The 16,187-nt window shown below is 31.7% G+C and carries 14 protein-coding genes and 2 other annotated features; of the genes, 7 read left to right on the top strand and 7 right to left on the bottom strand.

Features of this window, described 5'->3' with window-relative positions:
* Positions 1-22 precede the first annotated feature (22 nt).
* The 3 genes from thrC to N4T77_RS14290 all read right to left on the bottom strand — a co-directional run bounded on the left by thrC (position 23) and on the right by N4T77_RS14290 (position 4,249).
* Complete coding sequence (thrC, locus tag N4T77_RS14300) at positions 23-1,078, bottom strand: threonine synthase (protein WP_261672492.1); 1,056 nt, start codon at positions 1,076-1,078, stop codon at positions 23-25.
* A gap of 21 nt (positions 1,079-1,099) precedes the next feature.
* Complete coding sequence (locus N4T77_RS14295; RefSeq protein WP_261672491.1) at positions 1,100-2,344, bottom strand: homoserine dehydrogenase; 1,245 nt, start codon at positions 2,342-2,344, stop codon at positions 1,100-1,102.
* Positions 2,345-2,476: 132 nt separating this feature from the next.
* Positions 2,477-2,741, bottom strand: a binding site (T-box leader).
* 39 nt (positions 2,742-2,780) lie between these two features.
* Positions 2,781-3,024: a binding site (T-box leader), on the bottom strand.
* A gap of 190 nt (positions 3,025-3,214) precedes the next feature.
* Entirely contained in the window at positions 3,215-4,249 is a 1,035-nt protein-coding gene (locus tag N4T77_RS14290; RefSeq protein ID WP_261672490.1) for an alpha/beta hydrolase, read from the bottom strand.
* A gap of 192 nt (positions 4,250-4,441) precedes the next feature.
* Here N4T77_RS14290 and N4T77_RS14285 point away from each other — a divergent pair, with 192 nt between their 5' ends.
* Positions 4,442-5,011, top strand: coding sequence for a DNA-3-methyladenine glycosylase I (locus N4T77_RS14285; protein WP_261672489.1), 570 nt, complete (start codon positions 4,442-4,444; stop codon positions 5,009-5,011).
* Positions 5,012-5,026: 15 nt separating this feature from the next.
* On the opposite strand, the gene N4T77_RS14280 is transcribed toward N4T77_RS14285, so the two are convergent.
* Together N4T77_RS14280 and N4T77_RS14275 are read right to left on the bottom strand one after the other, a co-directional pair.
* The gene (locus N4T77_RS14280; RefSeq protein WP_261672488.1) at positions 5,027-5,323 is read right to left on the bottom strand and encodes a hypothetical protein; all 297 of its coding nucleotides are present in this window, start codon (positions 5,321-5,323) and stop codon (positions 5,027-5,029) included.
* Between the two features lie 140 nt (positions 5,324-5,463).
* Positions 5,464-7,500, bottom strand: coding sequence for an MASE3 domain-containing protein (locus N4T77_RS14275; protein ID WP_261672487.1), 2,037 nt, complete (start codon positions 7,498-7,500; stop codon positions 5,464-5,466).
* Positions 7,501-7,744: 244 nt separating this feature from the next.
* Between N4T77_RS14275 and N4T77_RS14270 the strand changes: the two genes are divergently transcribed.
* The 5 genes from N4T77_RS14270 to N4T77_RS14250 all read left to right on the top strand — a co-directional run bounded on the left by N4T77_RS14270 (position 7,745) and on the right by N4T77_RS14250 (position 12,211).
* Positions 7,745-8,131, top strand: a complete 387-nt coding sequence (locus tag N4T77_RS14270; RefSeq protein WP_261672486.1) for a hypothetical protein — start codon at positions 7,745-7,747, stop codon at positions 8,129-8,131.
* Positions 8,132-8,314: 183 nt separating this feature from the next.
* Positions 8,315-8,521 carry a hypothetical protein gene (locus N4T77_RS14265; RefSeq protein WP_261672485.1) on the top strand — a complete coding sequence of 69 codons (207 nt, stop codon included), beginning with the start codon at positions 8,315-8,317 and terminating at the stop codon, positions 8,519-8,521.
* Positions 8,522-8,869: 348 nt separating this feature from the next.
* Positions 8,870-9,307 (top strand): hypothetical protein, encoded by a 438-nt coding sequence (locus N4T77_RS14260; RefSeq protein ID WP_261672484.1) that lies wholly within the window; start codon positions 8,870-8,872, stop codon positions 9,305-9,307.
* The gene (locus tag N4T77_RS14255; protein WP_261672483.1) at positions 9,285-10,604 is read left to right on the top strand and encodes a methyl-accepting chemotaxis protein; all 1,320 of its coding nucleotides are present in this window, start codon (positions 9,285-9,287) and stop codon (positions 10,602-10,604) included. The genes N4T77_RS14260 and N4T77_RS14255 overlap by 23 nt, the downstream gene beginning before the upstream one ends.
* Positions 10,605-10,741: 137 nt before the next feature.
* A complete protein-coding gene (locus tag N4T77_RS14250) occupies positions 10,742-12,211 on the top strand; it encodes a multicopper oxidase domain-containing protein (protein WP_261672482.1) in 1,470 nt (489 codons plus the stop codon).
* Positions 12,212-12,262: 51 nt separating this feature from the next.
* Here N4T77_RS14250 and thiI read toward each other — a convergent pair whose 3' ends face one another.
* On the bottom strand, positions 12,263-13,405 hold the full coding sequence (gene thiI / locus N4T77_RS14245) for a tRNA uracil 4-sulfurtransferase ThiI (RefSeq protein ID WP_261672481.1): 1,143 nt from the start codon (positions 13,403-13,405) through the stop codon (positions 12,263-12,265).
* Positions 13,402-14,538 (bottom strand): cysteine desulfurase family protein, encoded by a 1,137-nt coding sequence (locus N4T77_RS14240; RefSeq protein ID WP_261672480.1) that lies wholly within the window; start codon positions 14,536-14,538, stop codon positions 13,402-13,404. The genes thiI and N4T77_RS14240 overlap by 4 nt, the downstream gene beginning before the upstream one ends.
* A 481-nt stretch (positions 14,539-15,019) precedes the next feature.
* Here N4T77_RS14240 and N4T77_RS14235 point away from each other — a divergent pair, with 481 nt between their 5' ends.
* Entirely contained in the window at positions 15,020-16,186 is a 1,167-nt protein-coding gene (locus tag N4T77_RS14235; protein ID WP_315903172.1) for an amidase domain-containing protein, read from the top strand.
* Position 16,187: the final 1 nt, after the last annotated feature.

The following is a 16,187-nucleotide window of genomic DNA, read 5'->3' as shown; positions in this document are numbered from 1 at the left end:
GTTTAATTAAGATACATCAAATTTATTTATGAATTATTTCTTCTTCTATTACTTTAAAATCACAAGGTAATGTTACTATATCTCCTCCTGAATTCACTGCAGTATCTGGATCTTTAAGCCCGTTTCCTGTAAGTATACATACAACCTTGCTATCTCCCTTAATTCTTCCTTCCTTATAGAGCTTATATAATCCTGCTATTGATATACAAGAAGCTGGCTCAGCAAATATTCCCTCTAAGCTTGCTAACATCTTATAAGCCTTTAATATTTCCTCATCACTTATTTTGTCTATAACTCCCTTCGACTCTACTAAGGCTGATACTGCCTTTTTCCAGCTTGCAGGGTTTCCGATTCTTATTGCTGTTGCTATAGTCTCAGGATTTTCTACCACTTTATTGTTAACTATAGGAGCAGCTCCTTCTGCTTGAAAGCCTATCATTTTAGGTAAATTATCTATTTTACCTATTTCCTTATATTCCATAAAACCCTTCCAATAAGCAGTTATATTCCCCGCATTTCCCACAGGTATTGATACATAATCTGGACTTTCACCAAGCTGTTCACATAATTCAAAGGCAGCAGTTTTTTGTCCTTCTATTCTATAAGGGTTTATTGAATTTACTAGTGTTATAGGATGCTTTTCTGATATTTCCTTAACCATATTTAAGGCATCATCAAAATTTCCATCAATAGCTATTACCTTTGCCCCGTAGGCTAATGCCTGTGCTAGTTTTCCCATTGCTATTTTCTTATTTGGTATTATGACTATAGATTTTATACCAGCTTTTGCGGCATAGGCAGCGGCTGCTGCAGAAGTATTTCCTGTAGAAGCACATATTATAGCCTTTGAACCTTCTTCTACAGCTTTAGTTACTGCCATAGTCATCCCTCTGTCCTTAAAAGACCCTGTTGGATTTAATCCTTCATATTTTAAATATATTTCAAGTCCAGGCATAAGTTTTTCAATATTCTCTGCTCTAATTAATGGTGTGTTACCTTCACATAAACTAATTATTCTTGTACCTTCATTAACAGGCAAAAACTCTCTGTAATTTTCTATAAGACCCATCCATTTCATTTTTTAATCCCCCAATTTTAATTAATCTTCTAACATCATCATTTTTTTAATATTATTACAATCTATCTTTTCTCTTAAAGTTTCTATATTTCTATCTAATACGGCTTCATTTTCTGACTTTACAAAGGCTGCAACCTCATCTTCTAAACCATACATGCCTTTAGTAATAATCTTACAATAAGGAAACAGTTCAGATAAACCTGCCATAGCATCTACTCTATTCCTTGTATTTACTCTTAGAAGCCATTTATTTTCTTTTCTCCAAAGGGTATCTACCGATGCTTCGTTATAATCAAATAAAATTCCCTTCTCTTTCTTATTTTGAATAATATCCACTATATCAGAGAACACAGCACTAGCAGTAGGAAACATTCCTGCTCCCTTACCTGTGAATACTACATCCCCAACTGCATCTCCATCTATTAAAATAGCATTATACTCATTTTCAATTCTACCTAGGGTAGAATTCTTTCTTACCATGACCGGAGAAACAGAAGCATATATACTATTATCCTGATATTCCCCAATTGCCAGTAATTTAATTTCAAAACCTTCACCTTGGGCATATTGAAAATCCACAGTATCAATATCAGTTATCCCATTGATTTTAATGTTTTTCCAGTTAACCTTCTCTTCAAAGGCCATAGTGGAAAGTATTGATAACTTTCTGGCTGCATCATAGCCCATTACATCACTTTCTGGATTCGCCTCAGCAAAACCCATATCTTGTGCAAGTTTTAGTGCCTCTTCATAGCTCATATTTTCCTTGCTCATTTTTGATAATATAAAATTTGTTGTTCCATTAAGAATAGCCTTAATACCTTTTATGTTATTTCCTACAAGACACTCGCTTAAGGATTTTAGAATAGGTATTCCTCCTCCTACGCTGGCTTCAAATCTTAGTACAACTCCATTTTTGTTTGCTATATCTAAAAGTTCTCCTCCATGCTCTGCTATTAAATCCTTATTTGCTGTAACCACATGTTTCTTTAACTGCAATGCTCTTTTAACATATTCATAAGCTGGGTTTACTCCCCCCATAGCCTCAACTACTATATCTACATTTCCTCTAAATATATCCTCAATATCCTTTGTTAGGATATTTATATTGTCGCTTTCTTTGTGTTTCTCTAAATTCCTAACTAATACGTTAGATAGGATTAATTCATCCTTAATATTTTTTCTCAATCTATTTTTATTTTTTAATATAAGTTCAGCTACCCCACTACCTACAGTGCCATAGCCAAGCATAGCTATACAAGTCATCTCTATCCCTCCTATTTTTAAATAATTTCATTAAAATACTACTGGTGGTTATGGTTTTCATGATTATTCCTCCCTTAATTTTTAATTTTTTCAATATATTGTATATTTGTAAAAAAATAAAACCCATCCCAAAAATGGGACGAGTTATGATCGCGGTTCCACCCAAATTATAGCTATAAAATTAAAATTAAGTTTTTAATCACCTAATTTTAATTAACGACAAAAGTTAAGCTATCACTTTAAACTGTTAACGCCAGAAAGCGAAGGATGCCTACTAAAATTCAGCATTTAGCTCAGAGGTGGTTTTCAATAGTTCTTAAACAAGAAATCTTTCAGCCAATGGATTTCCATCTCTGTGATTAGAATACTATTTACTCTTCCTCATCATTGCATTTATTTGTATTATATTTTTAAAAAAACAAAAAACTCCCCTCAATTTTGAGGCGAGCATACATCGCGGTTCCACTCAAATTAATAGTATAAATAAATCTCTGATTTAAACATCGGTATTTAAAACTATCATCTCTAAACCATTAACGCTGGCTACGGACATACCTACTAATTTCAGTACTCAACTCTAAGGTGGTTTTCAATAATTCTTGAACAAGAAACCTTTCAGCGAATCAGTTTCTCTCTCTTTGAACAGTAATATATTTACTCGTCCTTGTCATTGCTTTTTTAATATTATTTTATATCATTGTATTCTGAAAATTCAACAATGTCAATAGGTAAATATGAAATAGTTATCTATATTTACATTTTCTTAACAAATTAATAATTTTATATTATAGAATTATTATGCTAATCCTATTTAGAAACTATTCATTGATTTTATATTTGTTTGGCTTATTTAAAAGAAATTTTATTAATTTATAGTTTGCCTAAAAACTTAAGATTAATATAATCAAAGATTTCTTGTTTCTTTTTAACTAAAGCAGCAGATTTTTTGTCATTAATGTTTACTTTAAGTAATATATACTGAGCCAGAAAAGATTCAAAAGGAAGCCACCCTACATGAGTAGTAGGAACTATATACCTATTCGCGCCCTTCATTTCCTTAAAAAGCATAGTCCTACTTTTTAAAGGCAGTGTTTCATCAAACAAAGCATCTATAAAGGTAACCTTGGACTTATCCAGTAAATGGGCATAGGAAATAGGATCTATTCTAAATAAAGGATGTATGAATTTATTTCCTATTATTTCTGATAGATTCATCTCTTTAACTATAGGAAATTGTTCCTTATATATGTTATACAACCTTGCTTTATCCTGCAAATAATACTCACTATTTAATCCCTTCTCAAAAAGTCTCCTAGCAAAAGCAGTTACATGGGATTCGTGTAATATTTTTGGGATATATCCTCCTGTAGTCATGAATATTGTCTGCTCTATTCTTTTGTCAATGGATGCTAATATTGATGAAATCATACCTCCCAAACAATAGCCTACTACACAATTATTTTCATTCCAAATTTTCTGCTGTTGTAATAAATCTATAGTAGTCCTAACATCAACTACTGCATGCTCCCAAAATTGATACATAAGCTTAATATCCGGCCATATATAGCTCCGCCCACTTACTGACTTATCCTCTACACGAGTGTAGTTACCAGGTAGAATAATAATAGTTGAGTTAACTCCAACGGAAGCAAGATGAGTTCCAAGCCAAAGCATAAATTTAATATTTCTGCTCCCAAGACCATGAAGAATAAGCACCGAAGCTCTAGTTCCCCCTCTTGGAGTAAAATTATACAATTCAACATTTTCAGTTCCAGGAGCTGGATTTCTGTATAAAGTTTTATATCTTATATAGCTGCATTTATAAAAAGTTCCTTTCAAAATATGTCCTTGAATAAAATCTATAGTTTTCTTATTATAAGAAAAGTCAATTATCACTTTTACCATATCCCTCCAATTGCTTCCTTATTATTTATATGTTACTAAATAAGTTCTATATAACCACTTTATACCTGTAATACCCTAATCCTTTATATGTTAACTTAAATTTGTTATTATATATAAATAAAGGATTAAATACCGTTGCCTATAGGAATATTTAAACTATTAAAAAATAAAATATTAGAAGGTGATAAAAGTATGGAAAGGTGTTCTTGGTGCGGAACTGACCCTATTTATATAAAATATCATGATGAAGAGTGGGGTGTTCCTGTTCATGATGAAAGAAAACATTTTGAATTTTTAGTATTAGAGTCTGCCCAGGCCGGCCTTAGCTGGATAACAATTTTAAGAAAAAGGGAAAACTATAGAAAAGCTTATGATAACTTTGCCCCTGAAAAAGTTGCCTTATATTCAGAAGAAAAGATAAATGAACTACTTGAAAATCAAGGGATTATAAGAAATAGACGAAAGATTGAAGCTTCAGTTAACAATGCTCAAATGTTTCTTAAAATACAAGAAGAGTTTGGAAGCTTTGATAATTACATATGGAAGTTTGTAGATTACAATCCCATTGTTAACCATTGGGAAAGCCTATCTGAAGTCCCTGCAAGCTCTGAGTTGTCAGATAGAGTCAGCAAGGACTTAAAAAGAAGAGGTTTTAAGTTTTTAGGCTCTATTATAGTTTATTCTCACCTGCAAGCAACAGGGATTATAAATGATCACATAACAGGTTGCTTTAGACATAAACAGCTAATAGATGAAAAATAATACTTTCTTAATTAACTATTTAAAAAGCTTTCCTCCACCAAAAGAGAAGTTCCATTTAAAATTTAAGGTAATTAATGAATTGTTAGTCTTAAGTTTTAATGTTTTAGATTTAGATGGAGGAAAGTTACAAGAGTTCTCATACACCACAGTATTTTCCCCATTTTCTTCACTTATTGAAGTATAATCGTCATCCTCTACTTCTGCTTGCTTATTTACAAAACATCTTATTAGTGCATCATTTCTTATTTTTCTTGAAAAAACATATGCTGCCACCATAACTATAGTGGACCCTAAAACTAAAGTTTTTCTCATAGAATTCTCCTTTCGATTAATTCGATTAATTAGTAAGTCTTTCATAATATTTTTCCCAGATATTTATTTTTAACACACAAATAATTTATAACCTCTTCATATTTTTCAGGACAAAAGAGAAGAGGTTTATCTTCTGTACTTTATCCCAAATTATATATATCAGAAAACTCAATATTCACCTTTTCCATTATGTCCCCTCCTACAAATAAGTTCTTGCCACACTCTTCTCCTTTTGTAATATTCAATGGAATATCAATAACAAACTCGCTCCCTTCTCCCTCTTCACTTATTAAAGTTATAGTTCCTTTGTGCATTTCTACTAAAGATTTTACTATAGAGAGACCAATTCCGCTTCCTTCACATTTTCTTGTCAGTAAATTGTTAGCCTGTACAAATCTTTCAAAGATATTGCTCTGCTTATTCAACGGTATACCTATTCCGTTATCTTTTATAGATATAGTGATACCTTCATCACTATTATATATATTAATAGTAATAGCACCTCCATATTCTCTTCTATATTTTATTGAATTTGAAATTAAATTAAGCATCACCCTTTCAATCATATCTGGATCACAGGCGGTTATCTTTTCTTCTATATCCGTATCAAAAGTAATCTCCATTCCATTACCTTGTATGTAGGGTAACACTGATTCTACAGTATTTTCAACTAAACTTACTATGTCACAATTTTTTAAGTTAAATTTATAAAATCCAGCATCAATCTTAGTAATGTCTATTAAATTGTTAACCAGTCTAAGTAATCTATAGCAGTTTTGTCTTACTGTTGATATATATTTAGTTATATTATAGATATTTTCGTTTTTAATATATATATCCATAACTTGAAGTGCACTATAAATAACATTTATAGGCGTTCTAAACTCATGGGATAGATTTGCAAAAAATTCTGTTCTTAGCTTTTCAAGTTCCATTGTTTCTTTAAGCTTTCTTTCAACTTCTTTCCTCTTCTGTTTTTCAGCAATATCTTTAAACACAAAATAGCTGTAATTTAAACCACCATATCTTATATTTAATTTGGATACATCTACATACAAATAACTTCCATCCAAAGCAAGAAGCTTTAGTCCATGGTAATTCCGTTCCCCTTCTTCCTTCTGGCTTGCAATGCAAGTTTTAACAAGATCTCTATGCTCTTCTGGTACAACCTTCAATAGACATTCACCTATAAGCTCTTCTTGTGATTTTGCTTTAAAGAGACTTAAGGCACTTTTGTTAGCAAAGGTGATCTTTTCTCCCTTTTTTACTATTATGGGAACCTGTATATTTTCTACTAAGTTTTTGTATCTCTGTCTATCATCCTCTGCAATTTTCCGTGCATATTCAAGTTCCCTGTTACGTTCATTTAATCTTATATTTTTTATACTGAGTTCTGAGAATAAAAACTTAAAGGGTGCTCTTAAGGTGCTCTGTACTGCTGCTTTATATAAGAAAAAGTAAGATAAAATTAATAATAAGTGTCCAACAATATTTTGTGTACTATATTCATTTATATATAAGCTAAAAAGAACATTAGAGGCTAAAATTAATACTAAAGAATAAAATAAGTAACTATAAACCTGCTGATTAAAGTAAAATTTTGCTTTTCTCAACTTTATAATGCTGATAATGTACATTATACATATCATAAATTCACTTACCTTCTTGAATGTAGTAAGTCCGTAACCTTCTATATAGCATACTGGGAATACTCTAAAATAAAAAATGGATAAAAGTAGTATGAATGATATAGATAAAAACATGTAAAATATCACATTAATCTTTAATCTTGTTCTTATATACCTAAATGCTAATACAGCAGTTATACAACTATAATAGCTTTTAATTAAGTTAAGCTGCACAGTAAGATTATAATTACTTTGACCTATAATACTTATGCCTTGGTAAGCAGCCATCTGCATAAACTCAAATAGGAATATGAAAGCAAAAGCTACAGCCAAAAATGCAAAAAACTCATTTTTGCATATCTTATAAGTGTTTAGCGCTATAATACATACGCTCATTCCCACAATATTAGTTAGATATTCAATAAAAATATGGGTAAAAAGCCAATTTTTTATTAAAAGGTTTAAAAATATGACTAAAATAACAATAATAATAATTTTCTTATGTATAAATTTATCCAGTGTCTCACAACTATTTGTAGTATTTTTCATATGCATCCCCCCTGATGCATATAAGTTCTATACAAGTATCCGTATTCCTTTCGTAATATTTTAAATTTTGAAAATACATTATTCTTATAGAATATTTATTTGATAACAGAGCTTTTCTAATTAGATATTGATAATAAAAATCTGCCCATTTATTTAGATTATACTATTTTTTACAATATAGTATTAACCTTTTGTTATTTAAAAACATAATATGTAATGTAAGCTTTTAAAGGAGAGTATAAGAATGTATTTTTACTATAGCAATTGCCCTTATGAACCGCTTTGTCGCCAAACTTTTCAACCTGAACAGTTTAGTTTATCTCCTGGTTTAACAGGAACTCCACCTTCTATAGCTCCTCCTGGTCCTCCACCTAACTTTATACCATCTAAAATACAAGCTGTGTACGAAACTACTGGTTCAGGCACTGGATTTTTTTATGCTGTTGATACCAGTGTAATAGGTACATGTATGTTTAGATATGTCTATATATGGCTGAATATTAATACTGGATTTTGGTCATGGATTAATTATGTAGATGATACCTCTTTCGCTGGCTATAGATGGACTGGTTCTAACTGGGTACCTTTTAGGTTGAATTCAGATTTAGTTGCTGGATTTGGATGCTTCTAACGATCCTCTAGGATGTGATTTAAATTGGTTATGTCAAATAATTTTAACAGTTCTTCATTTAGATGAGGTACTCAATGCTTTCCACCTGTAGGTGGAACAATAGGTTCACTAATTTCTAAACCACCTGTTTCACCTCCACCAAACTTTACCTCTTCAAAATCATCGCCTGTTAACTACTTACAAATGACTGGTCTAGGTGTAGATTCTGCTCCTCTTAAAGCTGCTATATTTAAATACACATACCTATGGTTTAGAGATGGCGTAGAATTCTGGGCTTATATTTCTTTTATAGGCGGAGGACATACTGCTGGTTGGAGATGGGATGGTTATAACTGGCATCCCTTTGAAGTTGATATTAGAAAGATTGATAAATTTATATATTATCAATAGGCAAAGTATAAAATTTAGTTATTTTTAAAAATTTAAATTTTACACTTGCGTTTTAATAAACATTAATATATAATAATAAATATCAAAGGAAAATATTTATTAATTGATCCCCCTTAATTAATGACATATTAATTGATTAAAATAAGGATAAACTTATAAATGGATGTTTTTCTTTGTTTTCGTTGACACTCCTCCCCCTATATATACATTATAAGACCAATTTTGGAGCAGATATAGATTGACCCTATATCTGCTCCTTTTTTTACGCTTTGTATAAACATATTGAACATATTAATAAATATTAGTAATATATAATTAATCTATTACATATTTGGTGGAGGAAATTATATGAAAAATAACAAAATACGAAGAAATTTAATTATGCTCATATCCATATGCATAATAATTACAGTAAGTTTAGGCACATTCTCTTGGACTTCACTAAGCCAGATTAAAGAACAATCCAATGCTAGGTTATCATTGATTGAAAACTATCTTGAATTAGTTGATAGTTCCCGTAGTACCCAACTTCACTTTAAAAAACAGGTACAAGCTTGGAAAAACACCCTTCTTAGAGGTACAAATAAAGAATCCTTGGAAAGCAATTACAAAGAGTTTTTAAATGAAAGTGAAAAGGTTAAATCAGATCTTCAAGCACTAAAAGAACATATGAAAGAACTTAATATTGATACTAAGATAGTAGATGACTTTTCTAATAGTCACAATAAGTTAAATGAAGCTTACAATAATGCATTAAAAAGCTTTGATCCTAATACAGCTATCTAGCATATCTGTAGATACTCTAGTAAAAGGACAGGACAGAGTCCCTACAGATATGCTAGATAGCTTAGTAGAGCAAATAAAGGCTATTTCTCATAATTCCATCAAAGAAATCAATAAAAAGGCCGAGCTTCAAAATTTGCAGTTTAAAAGAATATTAATCTCTATTATAGTATTTGGAATTTTGCTTATAGTGCTACTTAGTGTTACTACAATGAAAACCTATAGGAATATTGCAATATTTATCTCTCAAATGTCTTCTTTAATTACCAAGGTAGAAGAAGGTGACCTGACAGTTCAGGGAAAAATTCACTCTAAAGACGAGTTAGGATACCTTATGAAATCTTTTAATAATTTAGTATTAAATATTAGAGATTTATTATCTAAGTCAAAAGAACTTAGTAAAGCTGTAACGTCATCTTCAGAGGATATGATGAAGTTTACAAATGAAGTTTCTAAGGCTTCTGAACAGGTTACAAATAGTATAACAAATGTTTCTAAAGGGGCTTTTAATCAAGCTGCCGCTGCTAAAGAAGGAAGCAATTCTATAAGCTTTATTACTGAAAAGCTTATAAATATAAACGAAAATATATCATACTCTGAGGAATTATCCCAAAAGGGTGAGGAAGTGGCAACATCCGGTGTTCAGATTATTAAACATCAAAGTGATACAATGTCAGAAAACCTACAAGCCTTTAGTAAAGTACTTATGTCAATGGATTCTCTTTCGCAAAAATCCCAAGAAATCGGACAAATTATCAGTACCATTGAAAGCATTACAGCTCAAACAAATTTACTGGCTTTAAACGCATCAATAGAGGCAGCTCGTGCCGGTGAACATGGAAGAGGTTTTGCAGTAGTTGCTGAAGAAATACGTAAACTGTCAGAGCAATCTAATGATGCTACGAAAAACATATATAACTTGATTAATGAAACTCAAGCTTATACACGACAGTCCTCAGAGGAAGTTCACAATATGAATAGTCTAATGGAAGAACAGAAAAAGGCTGTCTTAAGCACAATTGAAATGTTTGATAATATTAAGAAAGTGTCTACAACTATAAAGGAACATATACATGAAATTGCTACGGAAATAGAAAATATTGAGAAAGACGCTTCATTTGTAGATACCTCTATAAAAAATATAGCAGTTATATCAGATGAAAACGCCAATGAAACAGAAGAAGTTGCTGCTTCCGCAGAGGAACAGCTTTCATCTATCCAAAGCATTGAAACAGAAGCAGAAAATTTAGTAACTATCTGTGAATCTCTTGAGGAAGCCATAAATAAGTTTAAAGTGTAATTAACAATTAAGATGTCCTGTAAAACAGCATTTGTTACGGAAACGTACTTATTAACAGTAACCTAACCTCACTTATAAGAATATGATGAATTAGTAAAGACTATTTACAATACAGATTAAAAAGTGAGGTGTTTTAAATGTCTGTAAGACATTATGTATTGTTTTCAACAGATGGATTTATAAATTCACCTTCAAGTTCTAGCCTTTCTGATAACTCAACAGATAGGAAAAACCTATATGTTTTTGGCTTTGTAGGAGGGTTATTTAGGGTAGACAGTACCATAATCAATTCTAATTTAAATTGGCAAAATCCTCATAACTGGAGTGATTACCAAAACTTAAAAGGTACTGCCTCTATCCCCTCTCCATTAATATGGGGTGAAGTAGATGATGATATATTAATAACCTTAATAAACCTAGGTATGAAATACAGACCAGATCTTAGAAATTATCACACAATCCATATTCACGGAGCCCATGTATCCACTCAAATAGATGGATTCCCTGAAACCTCCTTTGGTGTGCCTGTATGGGAAAAGTTAAAGGAATGCCCTCCTGCAATCACTTACTATTACAAACCAATGGGTAGCGGCACTTGTATGTATCATTGCCAGGTTGAAGCCTCCGAACATATTCAAATGGGTATGTATGGAGCACTAATTGTGTACCCTTCCATGAAAAGCTTAAATGAAGCCGGTATAAAGAAGAATAAGTCTGGTAGATGGTGTTTTAATGGCACTGAACAAAGTCATATTCCTTTTACTGCTACTAATAGAAATTTTGCATACGAAAATGTTTCTACTTATTTCGACAAAGAATACACCATGCTTTTGTCAGATATAGACTCTACATGGCATGAAAGTGTTTTTAACAATTCATCCTTCAACGCCATAAATTACAAATCAGACTATTGGTTAATTAATGGAAGATCTTTTCCTGATACACTTTATCCCCATCCTTTAACATCAAAGGCAGGGGAAGCTAACTATGAGTCTTATGTTCATGTGAAAACAGGAGAAAAGTTTCTTCTAAGAATGATAAATATGGGGTATCAGGTAGTGCCTTGGTATGTTCATGGATGGCCTTTTCTAGTGGCTGGAAAAGATGCAGTTCTGAATAGCATTTTAAAATTGAAGTCACATTTAAATATTAAAAATACTGCAAATGAAATTGGTGAAATGGGATGCACTGTTTCTATAGCCTCAGGTCAAACCTATGATTTAATTATATCTTCAGATGACAAGAGAGAGGAATACAAAAACTATATAACAAAAGGTTTTTCTGGAGTGCCTTATTTATATAGTCAGCTTAAATCTCTATCTCAAGAAGATTCCTCAGCAATCTTTAATATTCCAACAGAGCCTTTAAAATGCCAAAAACCTACTCTTACGAATTATCTACAAATTTATTCTCAGGGCAGTAATGATGTCAATGATAAATTATTCCCTCAATTTTACCCTATGCATAATCATGATGGTTATAAAGTAACTAACAATGGTATATATCCTGGGGGACAACTTGCTTTTATTCAGGTAGATGCACCGGATAAACTTGAGGAAGTCATAAAAAATAAAAGAAAAAAAAGAGATGATTATGAATTTTTTTAACTAAATTGATAATGGACAATGAAGAAAAACTTCTTCACTGTCCATTATTTATTATCTAAAAACTTCAGTGCCCTTAACTGCATTTTCTACAAGCAGTTCAATGTCAAGAGCCTCTTCAGCCTTTCTTATACTATCAAGTCTTGGCTTTGTCTTAGGATGCTTAGGTACAAAAATAGTACAGCAATCTTCATAAGGTAAAATTGAAGTTTCGTAAGTTCCTATATCTCTAGATATATCCATTATATCTATCTTATCCATAGCAATTAAAGGTCTAAATACTGGTCTATCTGCTACATCATTACTTACTACCAGACCTTCCATAGTTTGACTTGCAACCTGCCCTACACTCTCACCAGTAGTTACAGAATTAACTTCATGAATTTCTGCTAACTTACAAGCTAATCTCATCATAAATCTTCTCATTATTATTGTTAGTTCATCTTCTCTACACTTTTCAATAATCTGCATCTGAATTTCTGTAAAAGGAACCACATATAAATTTATTCTTCCTGTATATTCCTTTAAAATATATGCTAAATCCTTAACCTTTTCTTTAGCTCTTTCACTAGTGTAAGGGTGGCTATGGAAGTATACACAATTTAGCTCTACTCCACGTCTAGCCATCATGTAACCTGCTACTGGAGAATCTATTCCTCCTGAAAGCATAAGCATCGTGCTGCCATTTGTACCATAAGGCATACCACCTACAGCCTTTATTCTCTTAGAATAAACATAGGCTCTCTCTCTTATTTCCACATTTACTATGCATTCTGGCTTGCTTACACTTACCTTTAAGTCTTCGCTGTTTCTTAAAATATAAGCTCCTACTTCTCTACTTACTTCCATAGAGTTCCCTGGAAAACTCTTATTAGCTCTATTAGTTTCTACCTTAAAAGTAGCTGGCTTAATTTCTTCTATTTCCTTAAGGGCCTGTTTTTGAATTTCCTCCATATTGGCTGCAACTTCAGTTACTATACATATTTCAGAAACTCCAAATACTCTCTTTACCCTCTTTATTCCCTCTTCAATATCCTCACATTCTAAAAACCATCTTCCTTGGTCTGAAACAAAACTATAATTTGTACCCTCTAATACTCTCTTTATGTTATCATTTAATCTTCTTTCGAACTTTCCTCTATTTAATCCTTTTAAAAATATTTCTGGTGCATATTTTATCAATAATAATTTCTTCATTTTCCAACTCTCCTTAAAAATTTCAAGGCATTTTTTAAAGCCTCTATTGTATAATCTACTTCTTCTCTAGTATTATGCTCACTAAAACTAAATCTTATTGTACCCTTAGTTTCCTCAGTTTTCAATCCTATAGCACCCAGTACATGGCTATCTTTATTACCCTTGGCAGAGCAGGCTGAACCAGTAGAAACATAAATTCCCTTTTCCTCAAGGAAGTGAAGTAAAACCTCTCCTCTTACACCAGCAAAAGAAATACTTAATACATGAGGAATGTAGCTATCACCTTCGCTATTTATCTTTACATTAGATATATCTCTAACCTTTTGTATAAAATACTTTTTTAGTTCTAGTACTCTTTCAAAATTATTTTCACGATTTTTATATATTTTTTCTGCAGCTTTAGCAAATCCTACTACTGCCGCCAAATTTTCAGTACCAGATCTAAAACTTTTTTCCTGACCGCCTCCGTATATTAAAGGTTTTGGCATTAATCCTTTTCTAACATAAGCTACCCCAACTCCCCTTGGACCATGTATCTTATGTCCACTAGCAGATAGCAAGTCTATTTTTGATTTCTGCACATCTATTTTGTATTTGCCATAGCTTTGTACTGCATCTACATGAAATTTAATTCTACTACTTTTTTCTTTTATAAGTTTACCTATGGCATCAATATCCTGTACTATGCCAGTTTCGTTATTTACATGCATGATACTTACAAGTTGTGTATCTTTATTGATACTTTTCTCTAGCTCTTGTAAGTCTATTTTTCCAGTACAATCTACTTTCAGAAAAGTAACCTGTACCCCCTCTTTTTCTAATTCTTTACATGTATTTAAAACACTAGGATGTTCAATATTGGTAGTAATTATATGAGAACCTTCTTTTATGAAGCCTCTAATTAAAAAGTTATTACTTTCACTACCTCCTGATGTAAATATTACTTCATCTCTACTACAGTTTAAAGTTTTTGATACTATATCTCTACTTTCATTCATTTTTTGTTCTGCCTTCAAGCCTAATGAATGGGCTGAAGAAGGGTTTCCATAGTAGTTTTTCATTATATCAACCATTGCTTCAATAACCTCGTCATAAGGCTTTGTAGTAGCACTGTTATCGAAATAAACCTCCATTTTTATCACTCCCTGTATTGATTTCGCATTGTAAGCTATTAATATTATTGACTTACTGTAGCATATTTATCTTAATCAGAACTTAATACTTTAAAAATATTAATAGATTTCATCATATACTTAATGGAATAAGCAGTTCTAACTGTAAAAATTCTGTAAGTTTTGTCTGAATTAATATTTATTTATACTATTATATCTCTAAAATATTATGATACCAAATTATGTGGTTTTTGTGAAGGAAAAGCTTTAATTTTATAATTAAACTTTAATTCCTCATAAATCCAACAATACTAATATAAACTGCCATTATTTAACTTGTACTTTTATCGTTTTAATTATGTTAAAACCGTAGAAAGTGTAAATACTAAAATAAGCATTTATACTAATATAAACTATCACCAGGGAGGTTTTTCCTTTGCATTATAACTTATACCACAAGAAAAAATTTACTATATATCTTTTCATAACTTTGCTTATTAGTATGTCACTTTCAAACTTTAACAGTAATACTGTTGTTTATGCTTCACAAAATTGCCTTATTACTAAGGAAAGCTATGATGAAAATGAATTAAAGACTGTGGTAGAGGATATATATAATAAGCGTTCCTCAGCCTTTGTAACTGGAGATTTGTTATCTTTGAAAGGTCTCTTTGATACTTCTGAAAAATATGGTCAATGGGCTTTAGAGCATGAGGTCAAACGTGTTAAGTATTTACACACCTGGTGTAAGGAAAGAGGTATAAAGCTTGCAAAAGTTCAATCTGACGTGAGAATCAACAAAATTCCTTCTAAAGATAGAAGATTGACAATCTCCTTAGAGGAAAGCTATAAATTTGATTATATTTATCCCGCAGATGAAACTCCAATAACTAACTCCTTTGGAGTAGGTATAAAACATACTCTCAGTCTTACGAAAAAAAATAATAAATGGCTTGTTTATAATGACTGTTATACAGACTGTTTTGAAGATGCTCTACAAGCCTATTCCGGAGATATAGCAGAAAATCTAATTCCTTCTGATGGTTTACATGCTACTTATAAACCAACCCTCGTTAGTATGCTTTTAAACTGTAGGAATGCTCAAAGTAACAAAAGGTTTTTCTATAACAGACGGCAAGCTGTTCAATATGCAGATAAGTACTGTGGCGCAGCTTGGGGAAGTGGTAATGATTTTAAATATAACAAAAAATACAAGGACTTTAACGGTATAGGGGGAGATTGCACAAACTATGCCTCTCAGGTTTTAGGTGATAAAGAAGCTGGTGCCCTTCCTATGGATTCAGCTTGGCACTGTGAATACTCTAAAGCTGGCAATAATCAAGGCACTGTTGCTTGGGTAAATGCAGATGGATTAAAAGACTACTTACGGTATAGCGGTACTGGAAGTGTGATTGGAAAAGGGACTTTTAGTGAGCTAACAGCATCTACTTTACAGTTTGCTAATGGTATAGTTCAAAGACTTCAACTGGCGGACTTAGTATGCTACGAAAAGAAGGGAACTACTGATCACTTTGCAGTAATTACTGGTTGGGACTCCCATGGATATCCTTTAGTTAACTCTCACACTACGGATAGGTATCATGTACCTTGGGATTTAGGTTGGGGAGATAACAGAATTAGATTTTTTCTCATACACATAAATGGATAAA

It is taken from the genome of Clostridium sp. CX1 (assembly GCF_025398335.1).
GTDB classification, from domain to species: domain Bacteria; phylum Bacillota; class Clostridia; order Clostridiales; family Clostridiaceae; genus Clostridium_AM; species Clostridium_AM tanneri.
This window is presented reverse-complemented; position numbering and strand designations above follow the sequence as displayed.

Excerpts from the sequence above, each read along its gene's own strand:
- thrC (WP_261672492.1), bottom strand. The coding sequence starts at position 1,078 with ATGAAATGGATGGGTCTTATAGAAAATTACAGAGAGTTTTTGCCTGTT.
- N4T77_RS14295 (WP_261672491.1), bottom strand. The coding sequence starts at position 2,344 with ATGACTTGTATAGCTATGCTTGGCTATGGCACTGTAGGTAGTGGGGTA.
- N4T77_RS14290 (WP_261672490.1), bottom strand. The coding sequence starts at position 4,249 with ATGGTAAAAGTGATAATTGACTTTTCTTATAATAAGAAAACTATAGAT.
- N4T77_RS14285 (WP_261672489.1), top strand. The coding sequence starts at position 4,442 with ATGGAAAGGTGTTCTTGGTGCGGAACTGACCCTATTTATATAAAATAT.
- N4T77_RS14280 (WP_261672488.1), bottom strand. The coding sequence starts at position 5,323 with ATGAGAAAAACTTTAGTTTTAGGGTCCACTATAGTTATGGTGGCAGCA.
- N4T77_RS14275 (WP_261672487.1), bottom strand. The coding sequence starts at position 7,500 with ATGAAAAATACTACAAATAGTTGTGAGACACTGGATAAATTTATACAT.
- N4T77_RS14270 (WP_261672486.1), top strand. The coding sequence starts at position 7,745 with ATGTATTTTTACTATAGCAATTGCCCTTATGAACCGCTTTGTCGCCAA.
- N4T77_RS14265 (WP_261672485.1), top strand. The coding sequence starts at position 8,315 with ATGACTGGTCTAGGTGTAGATTCTGCTCCTCTTAAAGCTGCTATATTT.
- N4T77_RS14260 (WP_261672484.1), top strand. The coding sequence starts at position 8,870 with ATGAAAAATAACAAAATACGAAGAAATTTAATTATGCTCATATCCATA.
- N4T77_RS14250 (WP_261672482.1), top strand. The coding sequence starts at position 10,742 with ATGTCTGTAAGACATTATGTATTGTTTTCAACAGATGGATTTATAAAT.
- thiI (WP_261672481.1), bottom strand. The coding sequence starts at position 13,405 with ATGAAGAAATTATTATTGATAAAATATGCACCAGAAATATTTTTAAAA.
- N4T77_RS14240 (WP_261672480.1), bottom strand. The coding sequence starts at position 14,538 with ATGGAGGTTTATTTCGATAACAGTGCTACTACAAAGCCTTATGACGAG.
- N4T77_RS14235 (WP_315903172.1), top strand. The coding sequence starts at position 15,020 with ATGTCACTTTCAAACTTTAACAGTAATACTGTTGTTTATGCTTCACAA.